The 14,015-nt window shown below is 73.0% G+C and carries 13 protein-coding genes and 1 pseudogene; 6 read left to right on the top strand and 8 right to left on the bottom strand.

The window, feature by feature from the left end:
* Positions 1–65 precede the first annotated feature (65 nt).
* Positions 66–461 (bottom strand): hypothetical protein, encoded by a 396-nt coding sequence (locus ACZ6R9_RS27485; protein WP_465540929.1) that lies wholly within the window; start codon positions 459–461, stop codon positions 66–68.
* 391 nt (positions 462–852) lie between these two features.
* Positions 853–1,485 (bottom strand): FMN-dependent NADH-azoreductase, encoded by a 633-nt coding sequence (locus tag ACZ6R9_RS27480; protein WP_465540927.1) that lies wholly within the window; start codon positions 1,483–1,485, stop codon positions 853–855.
* Positions 1,486–1,643: 158 nt separating this feature from the next.
* Between ACZ6R9_RS27480 and ACZ6R9_RS27475 the strand changes: the two genes are divergently transcribed.
* Positions 1,644–2,264, top strand: a complete 621-nt coding sequence (locus ACZ6R9_RS27475; protein ID WP_380481847.1) for a TetR/AcrR family transcriptional regulator — start codon at positions 1,644–1,646, stop codon at positions 2,262–2,264.
* 90 nt (positions 2,265–2,354) lie between these two features.
* Here the strand turns inward: ACZ6R9_RS27475 and ACZ6R9_RS27470 are convergent, their stop codons facing one another.
* The 3 genes from ACZ6R9_RS27470 to ACZ6R9_RS27460 form a co-directional block, all read right to left on the bottom strand.
* Positions 2,355–3,008, bottom strand: coding sequence for a GNAT family N-acetyltransferase (locus ACZ6R9_RS27470; RefSeq protein ID WP_465540925.1), 654 nt, complete (start codon positions 3,006–3,008; stop codon positions 2,355–2,357).
* 134 nt (positions 3,009–3,142) lie between these two features.
* Positions 3,143–3,823, bottom strand: a complete 681-nt coding sequence (locus ACZ6R9_RS27465; protein WP_380481844.1) for a nitroreductase family protein — start codon at positions 3,821–3,823, stop codon at positions 3,143–3,145.
* Positions 3,824–3,886: 63 nt separating this feature from the next.
* On the bottom strand, positions 3,887–5,533 hold the full coding sequence (locus ACZ6R9_RS27460) for an ABC-F family ATP-binding cassette domain-containing protein (protein ID WP_380481842.1): 1,647 nt from the start codon (positions 5,531–5,533) through the stop codon (positions 3,887–3,889).
* A 370-nt stretch (positions 5,534–5,903) separates the two neighbouring features.
* Between ACZ6R9_RS27460 and ACZ6R9_RS27455 the strand changes: the two genes are divergently transcribed.
* Both ACZ6R9_RS27455 and ACZ6R9_RS27450 read left to right on the top strand, forming a co-directional pair.
* A complete protein-coding gene (locus ACZ6R9_RS27455; RefSeq protein WP_380481840.1) occupies positions 5,904–7,514 on the top strand; it encodes an ABC-F family ATP-binding cassette domain-containing protein in 1,611 nt (536 codons plus the stop codon).
* 361 nt (positions 7,515–7,875) lie between these two features.
* The gene (locus ACZ6R9_RS27450) at positions 7,876–8,961 is read left to right on the top strand and encodes a substrate-binding domain-containing protein (protein WP_465540922.1); all 1,086 of its coding nucleotides are present in this window, start codon (positions 7,876–7,878) and stop codon (positions 8,959–8,961) included.
* A gap of 532 nt (positions 8,962–9,493) precedes the next feature.
* Here the strand turns inward: ACZ6R9_RS27450 and ACZ6R9_RS27445 are convergent.
* Positions 9,494–9,976: pseudogene (locus ACZ6R9_RS27445) on the bottom strand (GNAT family N-acetyltransferase); the annotation flags it as partial.
* 82 nt (positions 9,977–10,058) lie between these two features.
* On the opposite strand from ACZ6R9_RS27445, the gene ACZ6R9_RS27440 reads away from it, so the two are divergent.
* Positions 10,059–10,730, top strand: coding sequence for a hypothetical protein (locus tag ACZ6R9_RS27440; RefSeq protein ID WP_465540920.1), 672 nt, complete (start codon positions 10,059–10,061; stop codon positions 10,728–10,730).
* A 43-nt stretch (positions 10,731–10,773) separates the two neighbouring features.
* Here the strand turns inward: ACZ6R9_RS27440 and ACZ6R9_RS27435 are convergent, their stop codons facing one another.
* Together ACZ6R9_RS27435 and ACZ6R9_RS27430 are read right to left on the bottom strand one after the other, a co-directional pair.
* The gene (locus tag ACZ6R9_RS27435) at positions 10,774–11,004 is read right to left on the bottom strand and encodes a hypothetical protein (RefSeq protein ID WP_380481832.1); all 231 of its coding nucleotides are present in this window, start codon (positions 11,002–11,004) and stop codon (positions 10,774–10,776) included.
* A gap of 156 nt (positions 11,005–11,160) precedes the next feature.
* Positions 11,161–11,895, bottom strand: a complete 735-nt coding sequence (locus ACZ6R9_RS27430) for a TetR/AcrR family transcriptional regulator (RefSeq protein ID WP_465540918.1) — start codon at positions 11,893–11,895, stop codon at positions 11,161–11,163.
* A gap of 109 nt (positions 11,896–12,004) precedes the next feature.
* Between ACZ6R9_RS27430 and ACZ6R9_RS27425 the strand changes: the two genes are divergently transcribed.
* Positions 12,005–12,940: an NmrA family NAD(P)-binding protein gene (locus ACZ6R9_RS27425; protein WP_380481828.1), complete on the top strand. Its 936-nt coding sequence runs from the start codon at positions 12,005–12,007 to the stop codon at positions 12,938–12,940.
* 211 nt (positions 12,941–13,151) lie between these two features.
* Complete coding sequence (locus tag ACZ6R9_RS27420) at positions 13,152–13,889, top strand: dienelactone hydrolase family protein (RefSeq protein ID WP_465540915.1); 738 nt, start codon at positions 13,152–13,154, stop codon at positions 13,887–13,889.
* Positions 13,890–14,015 lie beyond the last annotated feature (126 nt).

The raw sequence follows: 14,015 nt of genomic DNA, 5'->3' as shown, positions 1-14,015 counted from the left end.
TTTCAGAGCGGATGTATTCGCCCGGTCGGCGCCGGGGAATTCCGGCGCCGACCGGGCAATTGACGTCAGTATGCCGTGTAGACGCTGCTCACGTCGATCGGGCCGTCGTGGTAGTCGATGAAGTAGAAGTTGCCCTTGTCGGTCATCGTGCCCCAGCTGCTGGTGTCGCAGTAGTTGTTGCGGGTGCCGTAGGTGGCGTCCGGCCAGTACGAGATGTCGCGGTCCAGCTCCAGCTGGATGGCGTTGGAACCGGAGTGGATGTTGCAGCCGGAGAAGCTGACCATGGTGGCGTCGCCGTCGGTGTGGTTGTCGGTCCAGCGGCGCGATTCGTTGCCGGAGTTCCAGCTCGTGATGTAGGAGCTCCAGCTTCCCTCGGCCTGGGCGGGTATGGCGGTCATGGCGGTGGCGGCGAGAAGCGCGGCGCCGATGATGCCGGCCCTGCGACGCAGGAAGTTGTTCATGCCTGTCCTTTCGGCTGGAAACGAACGACCCGGCGGACGCCGAGGCGCGGGCCGGATCTGTTGATCACGGCCCGCGGATAAGCATGATTTTGCTGCGTGCTCATGTCAAGCGAAATCTTTGAGTGCAAATCGGCCACCCCTGGCCGGTTTACCTCGACTATTGCTCGAATGGTTCCGGAATATGGCGAGCACGGCCTATGTCTTGATCATCCGGGATGATGGAATAGTGGGGGAAAGGTGATTGGTGATCGATTTGTCCCGAGTGCGCGTCATTCCCGTGCGCCCGCCGACCCCGGGCCGCCGCGCGGACGTCGGGGCCGGCGGGCGCGGAACGCGGCGGGCGCCGGAAGGGTCAATTCCCTTCCGGCGCCCGGTCGTTGGTGGTGGCGCGTCAGGCGCGGACCAGCTTCTTGCCGGCGTCGCGAGCGGCGTCCAGCGCGTGGGTGTGGTACTCGGCGGCCAGGTCGCGCAGGCTCTCCATCGCCGGGTTGGCGGCGGCGAGGGTCAGCTCGCGGCGGACCACCGTCAGGTCGGCGCCCCAGACGTCGCGCAGGACGCGCTCCAGGTATGGGGTGGAGTGGTCCCAGCCCTCGCGCGGGGTGCCGGGGGCGAAGCCGCCGCCCGCCGAGGTGACCAGCAGGACCGGCTTGTCCTTGAGCAGCTGGGCGGTCGGGCCGGCGCCGGCGATCACCACGTCGACCCAGGTCTTGAAGTGCTGCGAGACGCCCCAGTTGTACAGCGGGACGGCGATGATCGCGGCGTCCGCGGCGCGCAGCTCCTCGGCGAGCTCGGCGCCGAGCGCGGCGGCGGCGCGCTGCTCCTCGGTGCGCTGGTCCTCGGGGGTGAAGCTCGCGAGGGTGGCGTGGGTCCAGATGTCGCCGGGCAGCGGGTCGGTGCCCAGGTGGCGGCGGGTGACGGTGCCCTCCGGGTGGGCGGCGTCCCACTCGGCGTGGGCGGTGTCGGCCAGCTCGGAGCTGGTCGAGGTGGCGGGCAGGATGCTGGCGTCCAGGCGGAACAGGTGCATGACAGTTCTCCTCGGAATCCGGCCCGCCGGGGGTGGCGGACGTGGACGGGCGGGGCGGGGCGATGCGGCCGGGGATGCCGCACCCGCCGAAGCGGACTTTACCCCGCTTCGATGAACCGGACTTTACCCCGTTTCTCTCGGAAGGTAAATTGGCTGCCATGGACGTCCCCTTCGGCAAGCCCCCGGTCGAGCGAGCGGACGCGGCCCGCAACCGCGAGGCCCTGCTGTGCACGGCCCGCGCGATGATCGCCGAGCTCGGCGCCGAGAAAGTCACCATGGACGGGCTCGCCGAACGCGCCGGCCTGGGCAAAGGCACGGTCTTCCGCCGCTTCGGCACCCGGGCGGGCATCTTCCGCGCCCTGCTGGACGCCGAGGAACAGTGCTTCCAGAACGAGGTGCTGTCCGGCGCGCCGCCGCTCGGCCCCGGCGCCGACCCGATCGACCGGCTGATCGCCTACGGCCGCGAGCGGACCAGGTTCCTGCTGGCGCGGCACGACATCGCGCGCGCCGCGATCGAACGCAAGGGCACCGTCCCGGCCGGCGGGCCGGTGTTCACCCAGCCGCACATCCGGATGCTGCTCGGGCAGGCGTCGCTCGGCCTGTCCGACCTGGACACTCTCGCCTTCCAGCTGACCAGCGCCCTCGAAGGCCCGCCGCTGCTCTTCCTGGCGATGGACCGGGCCGACGCCGCGCAGCGCGCCGAGCGCTGCCCCGGCGACCTCGGCACCGCGCTCGCCGACGGCTGGCAGGTGCTGATCGAACGGCTCGCGGGCCGCTGAGGCACGGCTGCCGGGGAACGTCCTCCGGCGGCCGGAAAACACGAACGGGGACGGCCGCCGTCCGTCCCCGTCAGTACTGCCGCGTGGGCGTCAGGAGCCCGTCACCCAGATCATCTTGCGGCCGGTCTCCGCCGGGGCGGTCGGCGTCACCGAGTCGATCCGGTCCAGCGTGTAGCCGAGCTTGCGCGGCACGGCGGCGCTCGCGGCGTTCGACTCGTCGCAGTGGATCTCCGCCCGGGTGATGCCCGGCAGGGCCAGCGCGGCCTCGGTGAGCGCGCGGGCGGCGGCGGTGGCCAGGCCGCGGCCGGTGTGCTCGCGGTGCACCCAGTAGCCGATCTCCAGCGCGCCCGGGCCGATCCGGCCGTGCAGGCCGAAACCGCCGATCACCACGGCCGGGTCGGCGTCCAGGCCGAGCAGGTACATGAAGTCGGTGCCCTCGTCCCAGACCTGCTCGCCGCGCACCGAGAGCTGCTCGCTCTCCGGCAGCGTCGGCGCCGTGGCGGCCCACGGCATGTACGGGCGCAGGTGGTCGAGGTTGGCGATCACCGCGGCGTTCAGCCCGGCGGCGTCGGCCGGCCGGCGGCGGCGCAGGTGGGCGCCGCCGCCGATCGGCAGCAGCTCGGGCGGGCGGCCCGCGGTCAGCGGGCTCACCGCGGTGCCGGAGGTGCCGGTGGCGGGCGCGGCGGTGTCGGGTACGGCGGTGTCAGGTACGGCGGTGTCAGGTGCGTCGGTGGAATGGCTCATGATCGGGAGTATGGGTCATCCGCGACCCCTCCGACCAGCACTATTCCGTACCCTCACGGCTCTTTCACGGCCTGGGCCGGGGCGGGGTCGCGCACGCCCGGAGCGCCGCCCCGGCCGTACGCTGCCCCGGGCCGTCAGAGCCGGACCAGCACCTCGTCCAGCGGCTTGCGCTCCAGATCCGGCACCCGGGCGTCGTCCGCCGGGTAGCCGACCGGGATCACGTACGCGGCGCGCTCCTCCTGCGGGCGCTCGCAGATCTCGTTCAGGAAGCGCATCGGGCTCGGCGTGTGCGTCAGGGTGGCCAGGCCCGCCTGGTGCAGCGAGGCCAGCAGCAGGCCGACGGCGATGCCCACGCTCTCCTTCGTGTAGTACGGGCGGGGCGAGTTGGGGCCCTTGTGCACCTCGAACACCACGATCACCGCGGGCGCGTCCTCCAGGAACGGCTTGCGCCAGTCGGTGCCGATCGGGGCCAGCGCCGCCAGCCACTCCTCGGACGCCCGGTGCCCGTAGAACTCGCGCTCCTCCGCCTCGGCGGCCTCCCGCAGCCGCCGCTTGCGCTCCGGATCGGTCACCACCACGAACCGCCACGGCTGCACGTGCGCCCCGCTGGGCGCCGTCGCCGCCGTGCGGATCGCCCACTCCAGCACGCCCTCGGGCAGCGGGCGGGTCGAGTAGTCGCGGACGGTGCGGCGCTGCGCCATCACCTGGTGGAAGTCCCGGCAGCGGTCCGCCGCCTCTTCGACGGGCACCCTCATCGGGCGCAGCGGCACCGTCGGGAAGGACGGCGCTTCGGTGGTGGATGCACTGTCAACCATGGGCGACAGCACAGCACATGGCGGCGACCGGGTGGAAGACCCGGCCTTGCCAGTACTTGCCGGTCAGGCCTCGGAGACCCTGCCGTCCGCGACCACCAGCCGCCGGTTCACCTTCACCGTGTCCAGCATCCGGCGGTCGTGGGTGACCAGCAGCAGCGTGCCGGTGTAGGAGGCCAGCGCCGACTCCAACTGCTCGATCGCGGGCAGGTCCAGGTGGTTCGTCGGCTCGTCCAGCACCAGCAGGTTCACTCCGCGGGCCTGCAGCAGCGCCAGCGCCGCCCGGGTCCGCTCGCCCGGGGAGAGGGTCGCGGCCGGGCGCAGCACGTGCACCGCCTTCAGGCCGAACTTGGCCAGCAGGGTGCGCACGTCCTCCGGGTTCAGGTCCGGCACGGCGGCGGAGAACGCCTCCAGCAGCGGACGCCCGGTGTCGCCGCCGAACAGGTGGCCGCGGGCCTGCTCCACCTCGCCGATCTGCACACCCGAACCGAGCGCCGCACTGCCCGAGTCCAGCTCCAGCCGGCCCAGCAGCGCCGCCAGCAGCGTCGACTTGCCCGCGCCGTTCGCGCCGGTGATCGCCACCCGATCCGCCCAGTCGATCTGCAGGTCCACCGGGCCGAACACGAACTCGCCGCGCTTGACGGACGCCTGACGGAGCGTCGCCACCACCGAGCCGGAGCGCGGCGCGGCGGCGATCTCCATCCGCAGCTCCCACTCCTTGCGGGGCTCCTCCACCACGTCCAGCCGCTCGATCATCCGCTGGGTCTGCCGGGCCTTCGCGGCCTGCTTCTCGGTGGACTCGGCGCGCTGCGCGCGGGCCTTCTTGTCGTTGTCACCGCCCTTGCGCCGGGCGTTGCGCACCCCGTGCTCCAGCCAGTTGCGCTGCATCTGCGCGCGCGCCTCCAGGCCGGCCTTGGTGTCCGCGTACTCCTCGTACTGCTCCCGGGCGTGCCGGCGGGAGATCGCCCGCTCCTCCAGGTACGACTCGTAGCCGCCGCCGTACAGGTTCACCTGGTGCTGGTGCAGGTCCAGTTCGAGCACCCGGGTGACGGTGCGGGCCAGGAACTCGCGGTCGTGGCTGATCAGCACGGTGCCGGCGCGCAGGCCCTTGACGAAGGACTCCAGGCGCTCCAGGCCGTCCAGGTCCAAGTCGTTGGTGGGCTCGTCCAGCAGGAACACGTCGTAGCGGGACAGCAGCAGCGAAGCCAGGCCCGCCCGGGCCGCCTGGCCGCCGGACAGCGCCGTCATCGGCAGGTCCAGCGAGACCTTCAGGCCCAGCTGGTCGGCGACCTCCTCGGCCCGCTCCTCCAAGTCCGCGCCGCCCAGGTCCAGCCAGCGGTCCAGGCTCGCCGCGTACGCGTCGTCCGCGCCCGGGCGGCCCTCCACCAGGCCCTCGGTCGCCTCGTCCAGCGCGGCCTGCGCCGCCGCGACGCCCGTCCGGCGGGCCAGGAAGTCACGCACCGACTCGCCCTCCCGCCGCTCCGGCTCCTGCGGCAGGTGGCCGACATTCGCCGTCGGCGGGCTCAGCTTCAGGCTGCCGCCCTCCGGCACGTCCAGGCCGGCCAGCAGCCGCAGCAGGGTGGACTTGCCCGCGCCGTTCACCCCGACCAGCCCGATCACGTCCCCCGGAGCGACGACCAGGTCGAGCCCGGAGAACAGCGTGCGCTCACCGTGACCGGCGGCGAGGTCCTTGACGACGAGAGTGGCAGTCATGATGAGTCGATTTTAGACGGCGGGCGAAGCGCTCCCGGCCGGGCCGGCCTGCGCTCCTGCCGGACGAAGGGAGGGGACTTAATTCCGTTGCGCGCGGTGGCGGGGGTTCCGTACGCTCGGAGGCGTCACATTCCCGCATGTCTGGAGAAGGCCGTTGCTTGTCTGAGGTCATGAGACACCGCGCCACGCCACACCCGTGCTGTATCCGGGTTTCTCGGCGTGCGGGCGCGAGTGCGACCTCGGCAGGGCAGCGATCCATGGCTCCCGTGCGGGTTCTTTCTTTGATCCCGTGACGGCCCTTCTCGTACCCGCGTCCTCGGTGTCTCCCCGTGTTGTCCCCACTTTCCACGGCAACTGACGGAGGCCCTCCATGGCGCAACCCACCACCTCGATCCTCTGCACCGACCTCGGCTTCGAATGGCCCGACGGCCGTCCCGTGCTGAGCGGTTTCCATCTCGCGGTCGGCCCGGGCCGGACGGGGCTGGTCGGCCTGAACGGCGCCGGCAAGTCCACCCTGCTGCGGCTGATCGCCGGCGAGCTCACCCCGGCCTCCGGCACCGTCCGAATCGCCGGTGAACTCGCCTACCTGCCACAGGACCTGACGGTCGCCGCCGACCAGCGGGTGGACGAGACGCTCGGCATCCGCGCCAAGCGTGAGGCCCTGCACGCCATCGAGTCGGGAGACGCCGACGAACGGCACTTCACCACCATCGGCGACGACTGGGACGTCGAGGAGCGCGCCCGCGCCACCCTCGACCGTCTCGGCCTGACGGGGCTGCACCTCGACCGCACCACCGGCGAACTCTCCGGCGGCCAGGCCGTTCTGCTGCACCTCGCCGCACTGCTGCTGCGCCGTCCCGACGTGCTGCTGCTCGACGAGCCGACCAACAACCTGGACGCCCAGGCCCGGGCCCGGCTGTACGACGCGGTGGCCGCCTTCCCGGGCGTGCTGCTGCTGGTCAGCCACGACCGGGAGCTGCTGGAGCGGGTCGACCAGATCGCCGACCTGCGGGACGGCGAAGTCACCTGGTACGGCGGCAACTTCAGCGCCTACCAGCAGACCCTCGCGGCCGAGCAGGAGACCGCCGAGCGCCTGGTCCGCAACGCCGAGGCCGATGTGAAGCGGCAGAAGCGGGATCTGGTCGAGGCCACCCAGCGGCTCGCCAAGTCCGCGGCCTACGGCAAGCAGCGCTCGATCCGGCGCAACGACCCCAAGGCCCTCGCCGACAAGCTCCAGGGCAAGGGAGAGGAGACCGCCGGCCGGCTGCGCGGCATGCACACCGAACGCCTCAACGAGGCCAAGGAGCGGCTCGCCGTCGCCGAGGAGGCGGTGCGGGACGACGCGGAGATCCGCATCGACCTGCCCCGCACCGCCGTCCCCGCCGGGCGCAGCGTGCTGCTGCTCGAACGGGTCCGGCTGGCGTACGGCGGCATGGTCGACCTGGAGCTGCGCGGCCCCGAGCGGGTCGCCCTGATCGGCCGCAACGGCTCCGGCAAGACCACGCTGCTGCGCACCGTCGCGGGCGAACTCGCCCCCGCCGAGGGCATGATCACCACGCCGGTGCCGATGCGGTACCTGCCGCAGCGCCTCGACGTGCTGGACGACGAAGCCACCGTCTTCCGGAACGTCAAGGCGCACGCCCCGGCCGCCACGGACAACGACGTCCGGGCCCGGCTGGCCCGGTTCCTGTTCCGCGGCGCCCGGGCCGACCAACCGGCCGGCACGCTCTCCGGCGGCGAGCGCTTCCGGGCGACGCTGGCGGCGCTGCTGCTGGCCGACCCGCCGCCGCAGCTGCTGCTGCTCGACGAGCCGACCAACAACCTGGATCTGGCCAGCGTCCGCCAGCTCACCCAGGCCCTCGCGGGCTACCGGGGCGCGCTGATCGTCGCCAGCCACGACTATCCGTTCCTGCGGGAGATCGGCATCACCCGCTGGTTGGAGTGGGACGGGGGTGAGCTTCACGCGGTGGACCCGCGCTGAGCCCGGCCTTCCTCGTGGCGGCTGCTCGGGCCTTGGTGACGGTCACGTCGTCGCACCAGCCACAGCCACAGCCACAGCCGCTGCCGCTGCGCGCACAGCAGGAGACGCGCGCGGTGGTGGCGGGCGGGCCGGTGGTGAAGCCCGCAGCACAGCGGGCGGTACCGGTACCGTAGCCCGCCAGGATGATCGGCGCGCCGGCCGTTCCGGAGCCCAGCGGCATGTGATCGAGTCAATACATTCAGACCTTTCGATCGAATGGCGATCGAATGATAAAAATTGATCGAGTGGTTGTCGTGGTACCGGTCGCGGCAACCGCCCTCGCGGTCCGCCCGGGCCGCGGCCCGAACCAGGAGGGGACGCCATGACCGTCACGGCAGAGGAACGCCGGGCACGGATCCTGCAGGTCGTGCGCGACCTCGGCACCGTCCGGGTGGTCGACCTGGCCGCCCGCCTCGGCATCCCCGCGGTCACCGTCCGCAGGGACGTCGCCGCCCTCGCCGACGCGGGCGAACTCGCCCGCTCGCACGGCTCCGTCGCCCTCCCCGACAGCGGCCCGAACGCCCGCCCCGGCCACCACGACCGGGTCATCGGCATGCTCGTCCCCACCGTCGGCTCCTACTTCGACGAAGTGATCGCCGGCGCCCGCGCCGCCGCCACCACCGCCGGCGCCCGCCTCGTCCTCGGCATCGCCGCCTACGAGGCCCGCGACGACCGCGCCCAGGTCGAGCGCCTCCTCGACTCCGGCGTCGACGGCCTGCTGCTCACCCCCAACTGGCAACCCGGCGACCCGCCGCACCACCCCGGCGACCACCACTGGCTCGCCGAACTCCCCGTCCCCGCCGTCCTGGTGGAACGCAAGGCCGACCCGGGCAGCGCCGCCGCCGAACTCGACGCGGTCGGCTCCGACCACCGCCACGGCGTCCTGCTCGCCCTGCGCCACCTCGCCGCCCTCGGCCACGACACCGTGCTGCTCGCCGCCCGCGCCGACACCTGGACGGCCCACCAGGTCCGCACCGGCTACGCCGAAGCCGTCCCCCTGCTCGGCCTGCGCACCCGCCCCGTCATCGACATGCACCGCCCCGGCAGCCCCACCAGCGTCCCCGACCCCGAATGGGTCGCCGAGCAGATCGCCGAAGCCGTCGCCGACGGCGTCCGCGCCGTCCTCGTCCACAACGACCAGGACGCCATCCAACTCCCGCCCCTGCTGCGCATCCGCGGCCTGCGCGTCCCCGAGGACGTCGCCCTGATCTCCTACGACGACGTCTTCGCCGCCCTCGCCGCACCCCCGCTCACCGCCGTCGCCCCGCCCAAGAAGTCCGTCGGCGCCACCGCCCTCGAACTCCTGCTCCGCCGCCTCGACGACCCGACCGGCCTCCCCGCGTACCACGTCGAGCTGCTCCCCACCCTGAAGGTCCGCACCTCCTGCGGGGGCGACGGCGAGGCATAGGCCTGTTCGGCGCAGCGAAGAGCGGGAGACGGGGGCGACGGTGGGGCGTGGGCCTGTTCGGCGCAGTGAAGGGCGGGAGACGGGGGCGACGGTGGGGCGTGGGCCTGTTCGGCGCAGTGAAGGGCGGGAGACGGGGGCGACGGTGGGGTGTAGGCCTGTTCGGCGCAGTGAAGGGCGGGAGACGGGGGCGACGGTGGGGTGTAGGCCTGTCCGGCGCAGCGAAGAGCGGAGACGGGGGGCGACGGCGGGGCACAGGCCTGTCCGGCGCAGTGGTGAAGGGCGGGAGGCGGGGGGCGACGGTGGGGCGTAGGCCTGTTCGGCGCAGTGAAGGGCGGGGGGCGGGGGGGCGACGGCGGGGTTCAGGGCTGGGGTCGGGCAGGCCGAAGAGGGGGAGGCAGGGCGCCAGGCCGTCGATCGTGACGGGGGTGGTGCGGCGGGCCTCCCAGTCGGCGCGGGGCAGTCGGAACCGGTGGGACGTCACCCGGCGGCCGCGCACCACGACGCGCTCGACGCCGTCCGGCCGGTAGCCGTGCTTGCGGGAGACGGCGGAGGAGGCGGCGTTGTCCGCGAACGCGGCCGAGACCGCCTCGTCGGCGCCCAGCCCCGCGAAGGCCAGGTGCAGGACGGCCGCGCGCATCTCCGTGCCGATGCCCCGCCCCTGGTGCGCCGCGCCCAGCCACGACCCGGTGCTCACCTGCCGCAGCACGCCGAAGTTCCGCGCGGTGAGGGTCTGCAGGCCCACCACCTGCCCATCCGCGAACACGGTGAGGTTGAGCGCCCAGTCGTCCGGCGACCAGGTCCCGAGCCGCCGCCAGTGGTGCTGCACCACCGCGCGGGCCCGCTCGGCGGGCGGCAGGTCCGTCCACGGGACCATGAAGGGCATCCGGCCGGGTTCGTGGACACCCTCCGCCGCGAGCGCGGCCAGCGCGGCCAACTCCCCGTCCCCGGGCAGCCGGAGCTCCAACCGGGGCGTCCTCAGACGCAGGCCCAGCACGGGCCAGTGATCGATCAGCATGCGACATTGTGGGGTGCGGCGGCGGCCCCGGGCATGCGGTTTTGGGGCCGGTGGTGTGGGCGCGACCTGCTTGGATGGCGGGATGACTGTTGAACGCGTTGCTGCGGCGCTGCCCGGGATCGCCGAACTCCGGGACCACTGCCGGGCCTTGGCGGTGCTGGACGCGATCCTGCTGCCCGCATGGGGCGACCGGTACTTCAGCTACGACGCGCGGTGGGGCGTGGCGTCCGGTGAGGAGATGGCCTCGATGCGGGACGGCTGCGGCGACGAGTACGCGATCGTGTTCGGTCCGGGCGGGGCGTACGTGCGCGGGTTCGCCCACGAGGCGGAGATGAGCCCGTACGGCAACGACGGCGAGGTGTGGCCCGGTGTGCTGGACGAGGTGCCCGCCGCCTTCGCCGCGCAGGTCGCCGAACCGGCGTTCAGCGACGAGAACGATACCCCTGTGGTGACAGCCTGTCTGTGGCGCGAGACCGCCGACCCGGCGTGGAAGCACGGCACGATCGACTTCCCGCCCGTGCCTGATCCCGACGGCGCGGACGGCCTGTTCGCGCTGCTGACGGACCGCCGGCCGGAGGCGTACCACGCGCACGCCGAGGAGTACCTGGAAACCGAGATCGACCTGGCAGCCGTCCGCGCCGTCTTCGCCGGCGAGCCGCTGACGGACGGCCTGGTGGCCGCCCTCAACCCCGAACTGACCTTGGCGGACCTGGCGGAAGACCTGGCCGGGATCGGTGCGGGGCCGTTCCGGTAGGTCGTTCGGCTGCACGCCGGAGGGCGAACGGCGGCGGACAGGCCTAGCCGAGCTGTTGGCGGGCGAAGAGTTCCAGGTGGCCGCAGTGCGGGCAGCGGAAGGCGTCGATCTGGAAGTGGGGCCGGCCCCACTGCTTTGCTCCGCCGAACAGGCCGCGCTCCAGCGGACCCGCGACCCAGCGGGCGTCGCCCGAGCTGTGCTGGGCGTCGTTCTCGACGAAGCCCTGGTCGAGTCCGGCATTCCCGCAGTGAGTGCACCTCAAGTCCTTGGTCACGGTGGGAGTTTAGGACCGGCCGGTGAACGAAAGTCGGGTGACCCCACCCGGTCGCACCGGCGGCACTGACGCCGTGACCGGTTCCGCAACCGGCGGTGGGGACGCACGCGCTCAGCACCGCCCGATCGTGAAGGCAGGGCGTTCGGGGCACTGGTCTCAGTCGGCCAGGCGTCGGCGGCGGGCCCGTTGGCGGCAGGTGGCTCCGCAGTAGCGCAGCGGGCGGCCGGTGGGCCGGGGTGCGAGCGCGGCCCCGCACTCCTCGCAGCCGGCGCCGATCGTCCGGTGGACGCCGTCACGAAAGGATGCTTGTTCCGTGACGGAAGTGGACGGCCGCAGCCCGTCCAGGGCGAGCCGGACGAGCGCGAGGCCGGCCTGACGGTCGCGGCGCGCGGCAAGCATCGCGGTGCACCCGACGGCGAACGCGGCCACGTCCTCGGGGCCCAGGCCGGGACGGACGCCGCCCGCCCGCTGCGCCGCGTGGAGCAGGGCGGTCAGGACCTGGCGGAACCGCTGCACGGCCGCCGTGAGCACCGGGCGCGGCCAGCTCGGGTCGGCGGTCACCAGGTCGCAGACCGGTCCGCGCCGCTGGGACGTCTCGACGACCTCCAGAAGGAACCCGAAGAACGCCTCGGTGGGCGCGGACCGGGCCATCCGCCGCTCCCCGGAGGCGATCAGGTCGTTCAGGTGCTGGGCGTGCACCGCTTCCAGGAGGGCCTGCTTGCTCGGGAAATGCCGGTACACGGTGCCCGCGCCGACACCGGCCCGGCGGGCGATGTCGCCGAGCGGGACGTCGAGTCCGTGCTCGGCGAACGCCGCTCCGGCGGCGGACAGCACCTTCGCCCGGTTGCGGCGGGCGTCGGCCCGGTCGCCGCCGTCGATCACTGCGGTCATGTCACGAAACCCCTTGTGCCCTCGGAGCCAACCGGGTTGGAGTGTCTCAGATAGCTCGGGTCGAGCACACCCCGTCCGCAACCAGGCCCGGGCGAAGAAGGAGGACCACATGACCGCCGAATCCGTCCGCTCCGACGCCGACACCGGCGCGGCCCAGGGCATCGTCGTCGTGACCGGCGCCACCGGGAAGCAGGGCGGTGCGACGGCACGCCGGCTGCTGGCCGCCGGCCGGCCGGTGCGCGCGCTGGTACGGGACAGCACCGCACCCGCCGCCGTGGCGCTCGCCGACGCCGGGGCCGAGCTGGCCCTCGCGGACTTCGACGAGCCGGCCGGCCTGGAACCGGCGCTGGCCGGCGCCACCGCACTGTTCGCCGTGCCGCCGGTCGCCTACGGGCCGTCCGGCAGCGACAACGAGCTGGAGTTCACCCGCGGCCGGGCCCTGGCCGACGCGGCGGCCGCCACGGGGATCCGCCAGGTGGTGTTCACCGGCGTCGCCTCGACCACCGGCGCCGCGTTCGCCGCACCGGGGAAGCGACGCATCGAGGAGTACCTGCACCAGCGGATCCCGCTGGTGACGGTACTGCGCCCGGTGCGGTTCATGACGAACTACCTCGGGATGAACGGCCTCGGCCTCGACGGCATCGTCAACGGCGTTCACCGGCACCTCTTCACGCCGCACCAGCCGCTCCAACTCATCGCACTGGAGGACGTCGCCGAGTTCGCGGCGCTGGCCTTCGAGCAGCCGGACCGGTTCGCCGGACGCACCCTGGAACTCGCCGGTGACGACCCCACGCCGGTCGAAGCCGCCGCCACGATCGCCGCCGCGACCGGAATCGCGGTGCGCTACGAGCAGCTCACCCACGACGAATCGGCCGCGTTGAACCCGGAGTTCGCCGTGGCCCGTCAGCAGTGGGACGCCGGACATCGCTGGCACGCCGACATCGAGGCCCTGCGGGTCATCCACCCCGGACTGCGCACGCTGGCGGACTGGCTCGCCGAGACCGGCGCCGCCGCACTGCGCACCCAGCTGCTCGGCGCCCCGTAACGGAGCAAGGTCGGGCCACGGGGCTTGTGCGCCAACCTGATTGGCGGACCACGCCCGACCACTGCTACGTTGCCGGAGGCCGTGCGAGAGAACGAGGAGGTGGTACCCGTGAACGCAGTATCGACATGGGTGCTCCCCTCCGGGGTCACGGTCGGGCGATAGGTCGTCGTCCGGGAGCGCCGTTTCCACAGCACTCCCGAAGGACATGACCATGCATTTCACTGCTGAGCGGCGCCTCGACGACGCCGTCCTCGAGCGCGAGTTCACCCTCGGCGGGATTCCCGGCATCCTGTGGACGCCGGTGCCCGGGTCCGCACCGGCGCCGCTGATCCTGATCAGCCCCCCGCCGCTCGGGCTGCGCAAGATGTACCCCCGGCTGGCGGGGCGAGCCCGGTACTACGCGGCGGAGTACGGCTTCGCCTCGGCCACCATCGAACTCCCCGGGAGCGGTGAACGGCCCGGTTGGCCCGCAGCCGAGCAGGCCCGCGTCGAGCTGCGCCGGGCGATGGAGGCGGGCGAGCCGGTGGGCGAGGAGATCGTCAACGCCCTGATCCTCCCGCTGGTGGAGAGGGCGGTCCCGGAATGGCGGGCCGCCCTGGACGCCCTGCTCGAGCTGCCCGGGATCGGTGGCCCGGTCGGGTACGAGGGGGGAATCATCTCCATCGGCGTCCGGCTGGCGGCGGTCGAGCCGCGCATCGCGGCCGCCGGTCTCTTCGCCGGGAGCCGCGTGCCCGCCGCCATCGTCGAAGAGGCCCGCCAGGTCACCATCCCGCTGCAGGTCCTGTTGCAGTGGGACGACGAGGGGAACCCCCGGCAGGCGGCCCTGGACCTGTTCGACGCCTTCGGCTCCAAGGAGAAGACGCTGCACGCCAACATGGGCGGGCACACCGGCGTCCCGCAGTTCGAACTCGACGCCGGCGCCCGGTTCTTCGCCCGGCACCTGAGGTGAGGCCGGGCCGCCCGGCCACAGGCGGACGACAAGCCCGGCCGGCCAGGACGCTGTTCGCCGAGGGCAGCTCCTGACGCTCCTCGGCCATCTGCCGCAGGCCCCTGCCAACCCGGCAGGGGCCTGCCA

The sequence above is a fragment of the Kitasatospora sp. NPDC048662 genome, assembly GCF_055587065.1.
The sequence above is the reverse complement of the archived record's forward strand: the minus strand, read 5'-3'. Positions and strand labels throughout refer to the sequence as shown.

Excerpts from the sequence above, each read along its gene's own strand:
- ACZ6R9_RS27485 (WP_465540929.1), bottom strand. The coding sequence starts at position 461 with ATGAACAACTTCCTGCGTCGCAGGGCCGGCATCATCGGCGCCGCGCTT.
- ACZ6R9_RS27480 (WP_465540927.1), bottom strand. The coding sequence starts at position 1,485 with ATGCACCTGTTCCGCCTGGACGCCAGCATCCTGCCCGCCACCTCGACC.
- ACZ6R9_RS27475 (WP_380481847.1), top strand. The coding sequence starts at position 1,644 with ATGGACGTCCCCTTCGGCAAGCCCCCGGTCGAGCGAGCGGACGCGGCC.
- ACZ6R9_RS27470 (WP_465540925.1), bottom strand. The coding sequence starts at position 3,008 with ATGAGCCATTCCACCGACGCACCTGACACCGCCGTACCTGACACCGCC.
- ACZ6R9_RS27465 (WP_380481844.1), bottom strand. The coding sequence starts at position 3,823 with ATGGTTGACAGTGCATCCACCACCGAAGCGCCGTCCTTCCCGACGGTG.
- ACZ6R9_RS27460 (WP_380481842.1), bottom strand. The coding sequence starts at position 5,533 with ATGACTGCCACTCTCGTCGTCAAGGACCTCGCCGCCGGTCACGGTGAG.
- ACZ6R9_RS27455 (WP_380481840.1), top strand. The coding sequence starts at position 5,904 with ATGGCGCAACCCACCACCTCGATCCTCTGCACCGACCTCGGCTTCGAA.
- ACZ6R9_RS27450 (WP_465540922.1), top strand. The coding sequence starts at position 7,876 with ATGACCGTCACGGCAGAGGAACGCCGGGCACGGATCCTGCAGGTCGTG.
- ACZ6R9_RS27440 (WP_465540920.1), top strand. The coding sequence starts at position 10,059 with ATGACTGTTGAACGCGTTGCTGCGGCGCTGCCCGGGATCGCCGAACTC.
- ACZ6R9_RS27430 (WP_465540918.1), bottom strand. The coding sequence starts at position 11,895 with ATGACCGCAGTGATCGACGGCGGCGACCGGGCCGACGCCCGCCGCAAC.
- ACZ6R9_RS27425 (WP_380481828.1), top strand. The coding sequence starts at position 12,005 with ATGACCGCCGAATCCGTCCGCTCCGACGCCGACACCGGCGCGGCCCAG.
- ACZ6R9_RS27420 (WP_465540915.1), top strand. The coding sequence starts at position 13,152 with ATGCATTTCACTGCTGAGCGGCGCCTCGACGACGCCGTCCTCGAGCGC.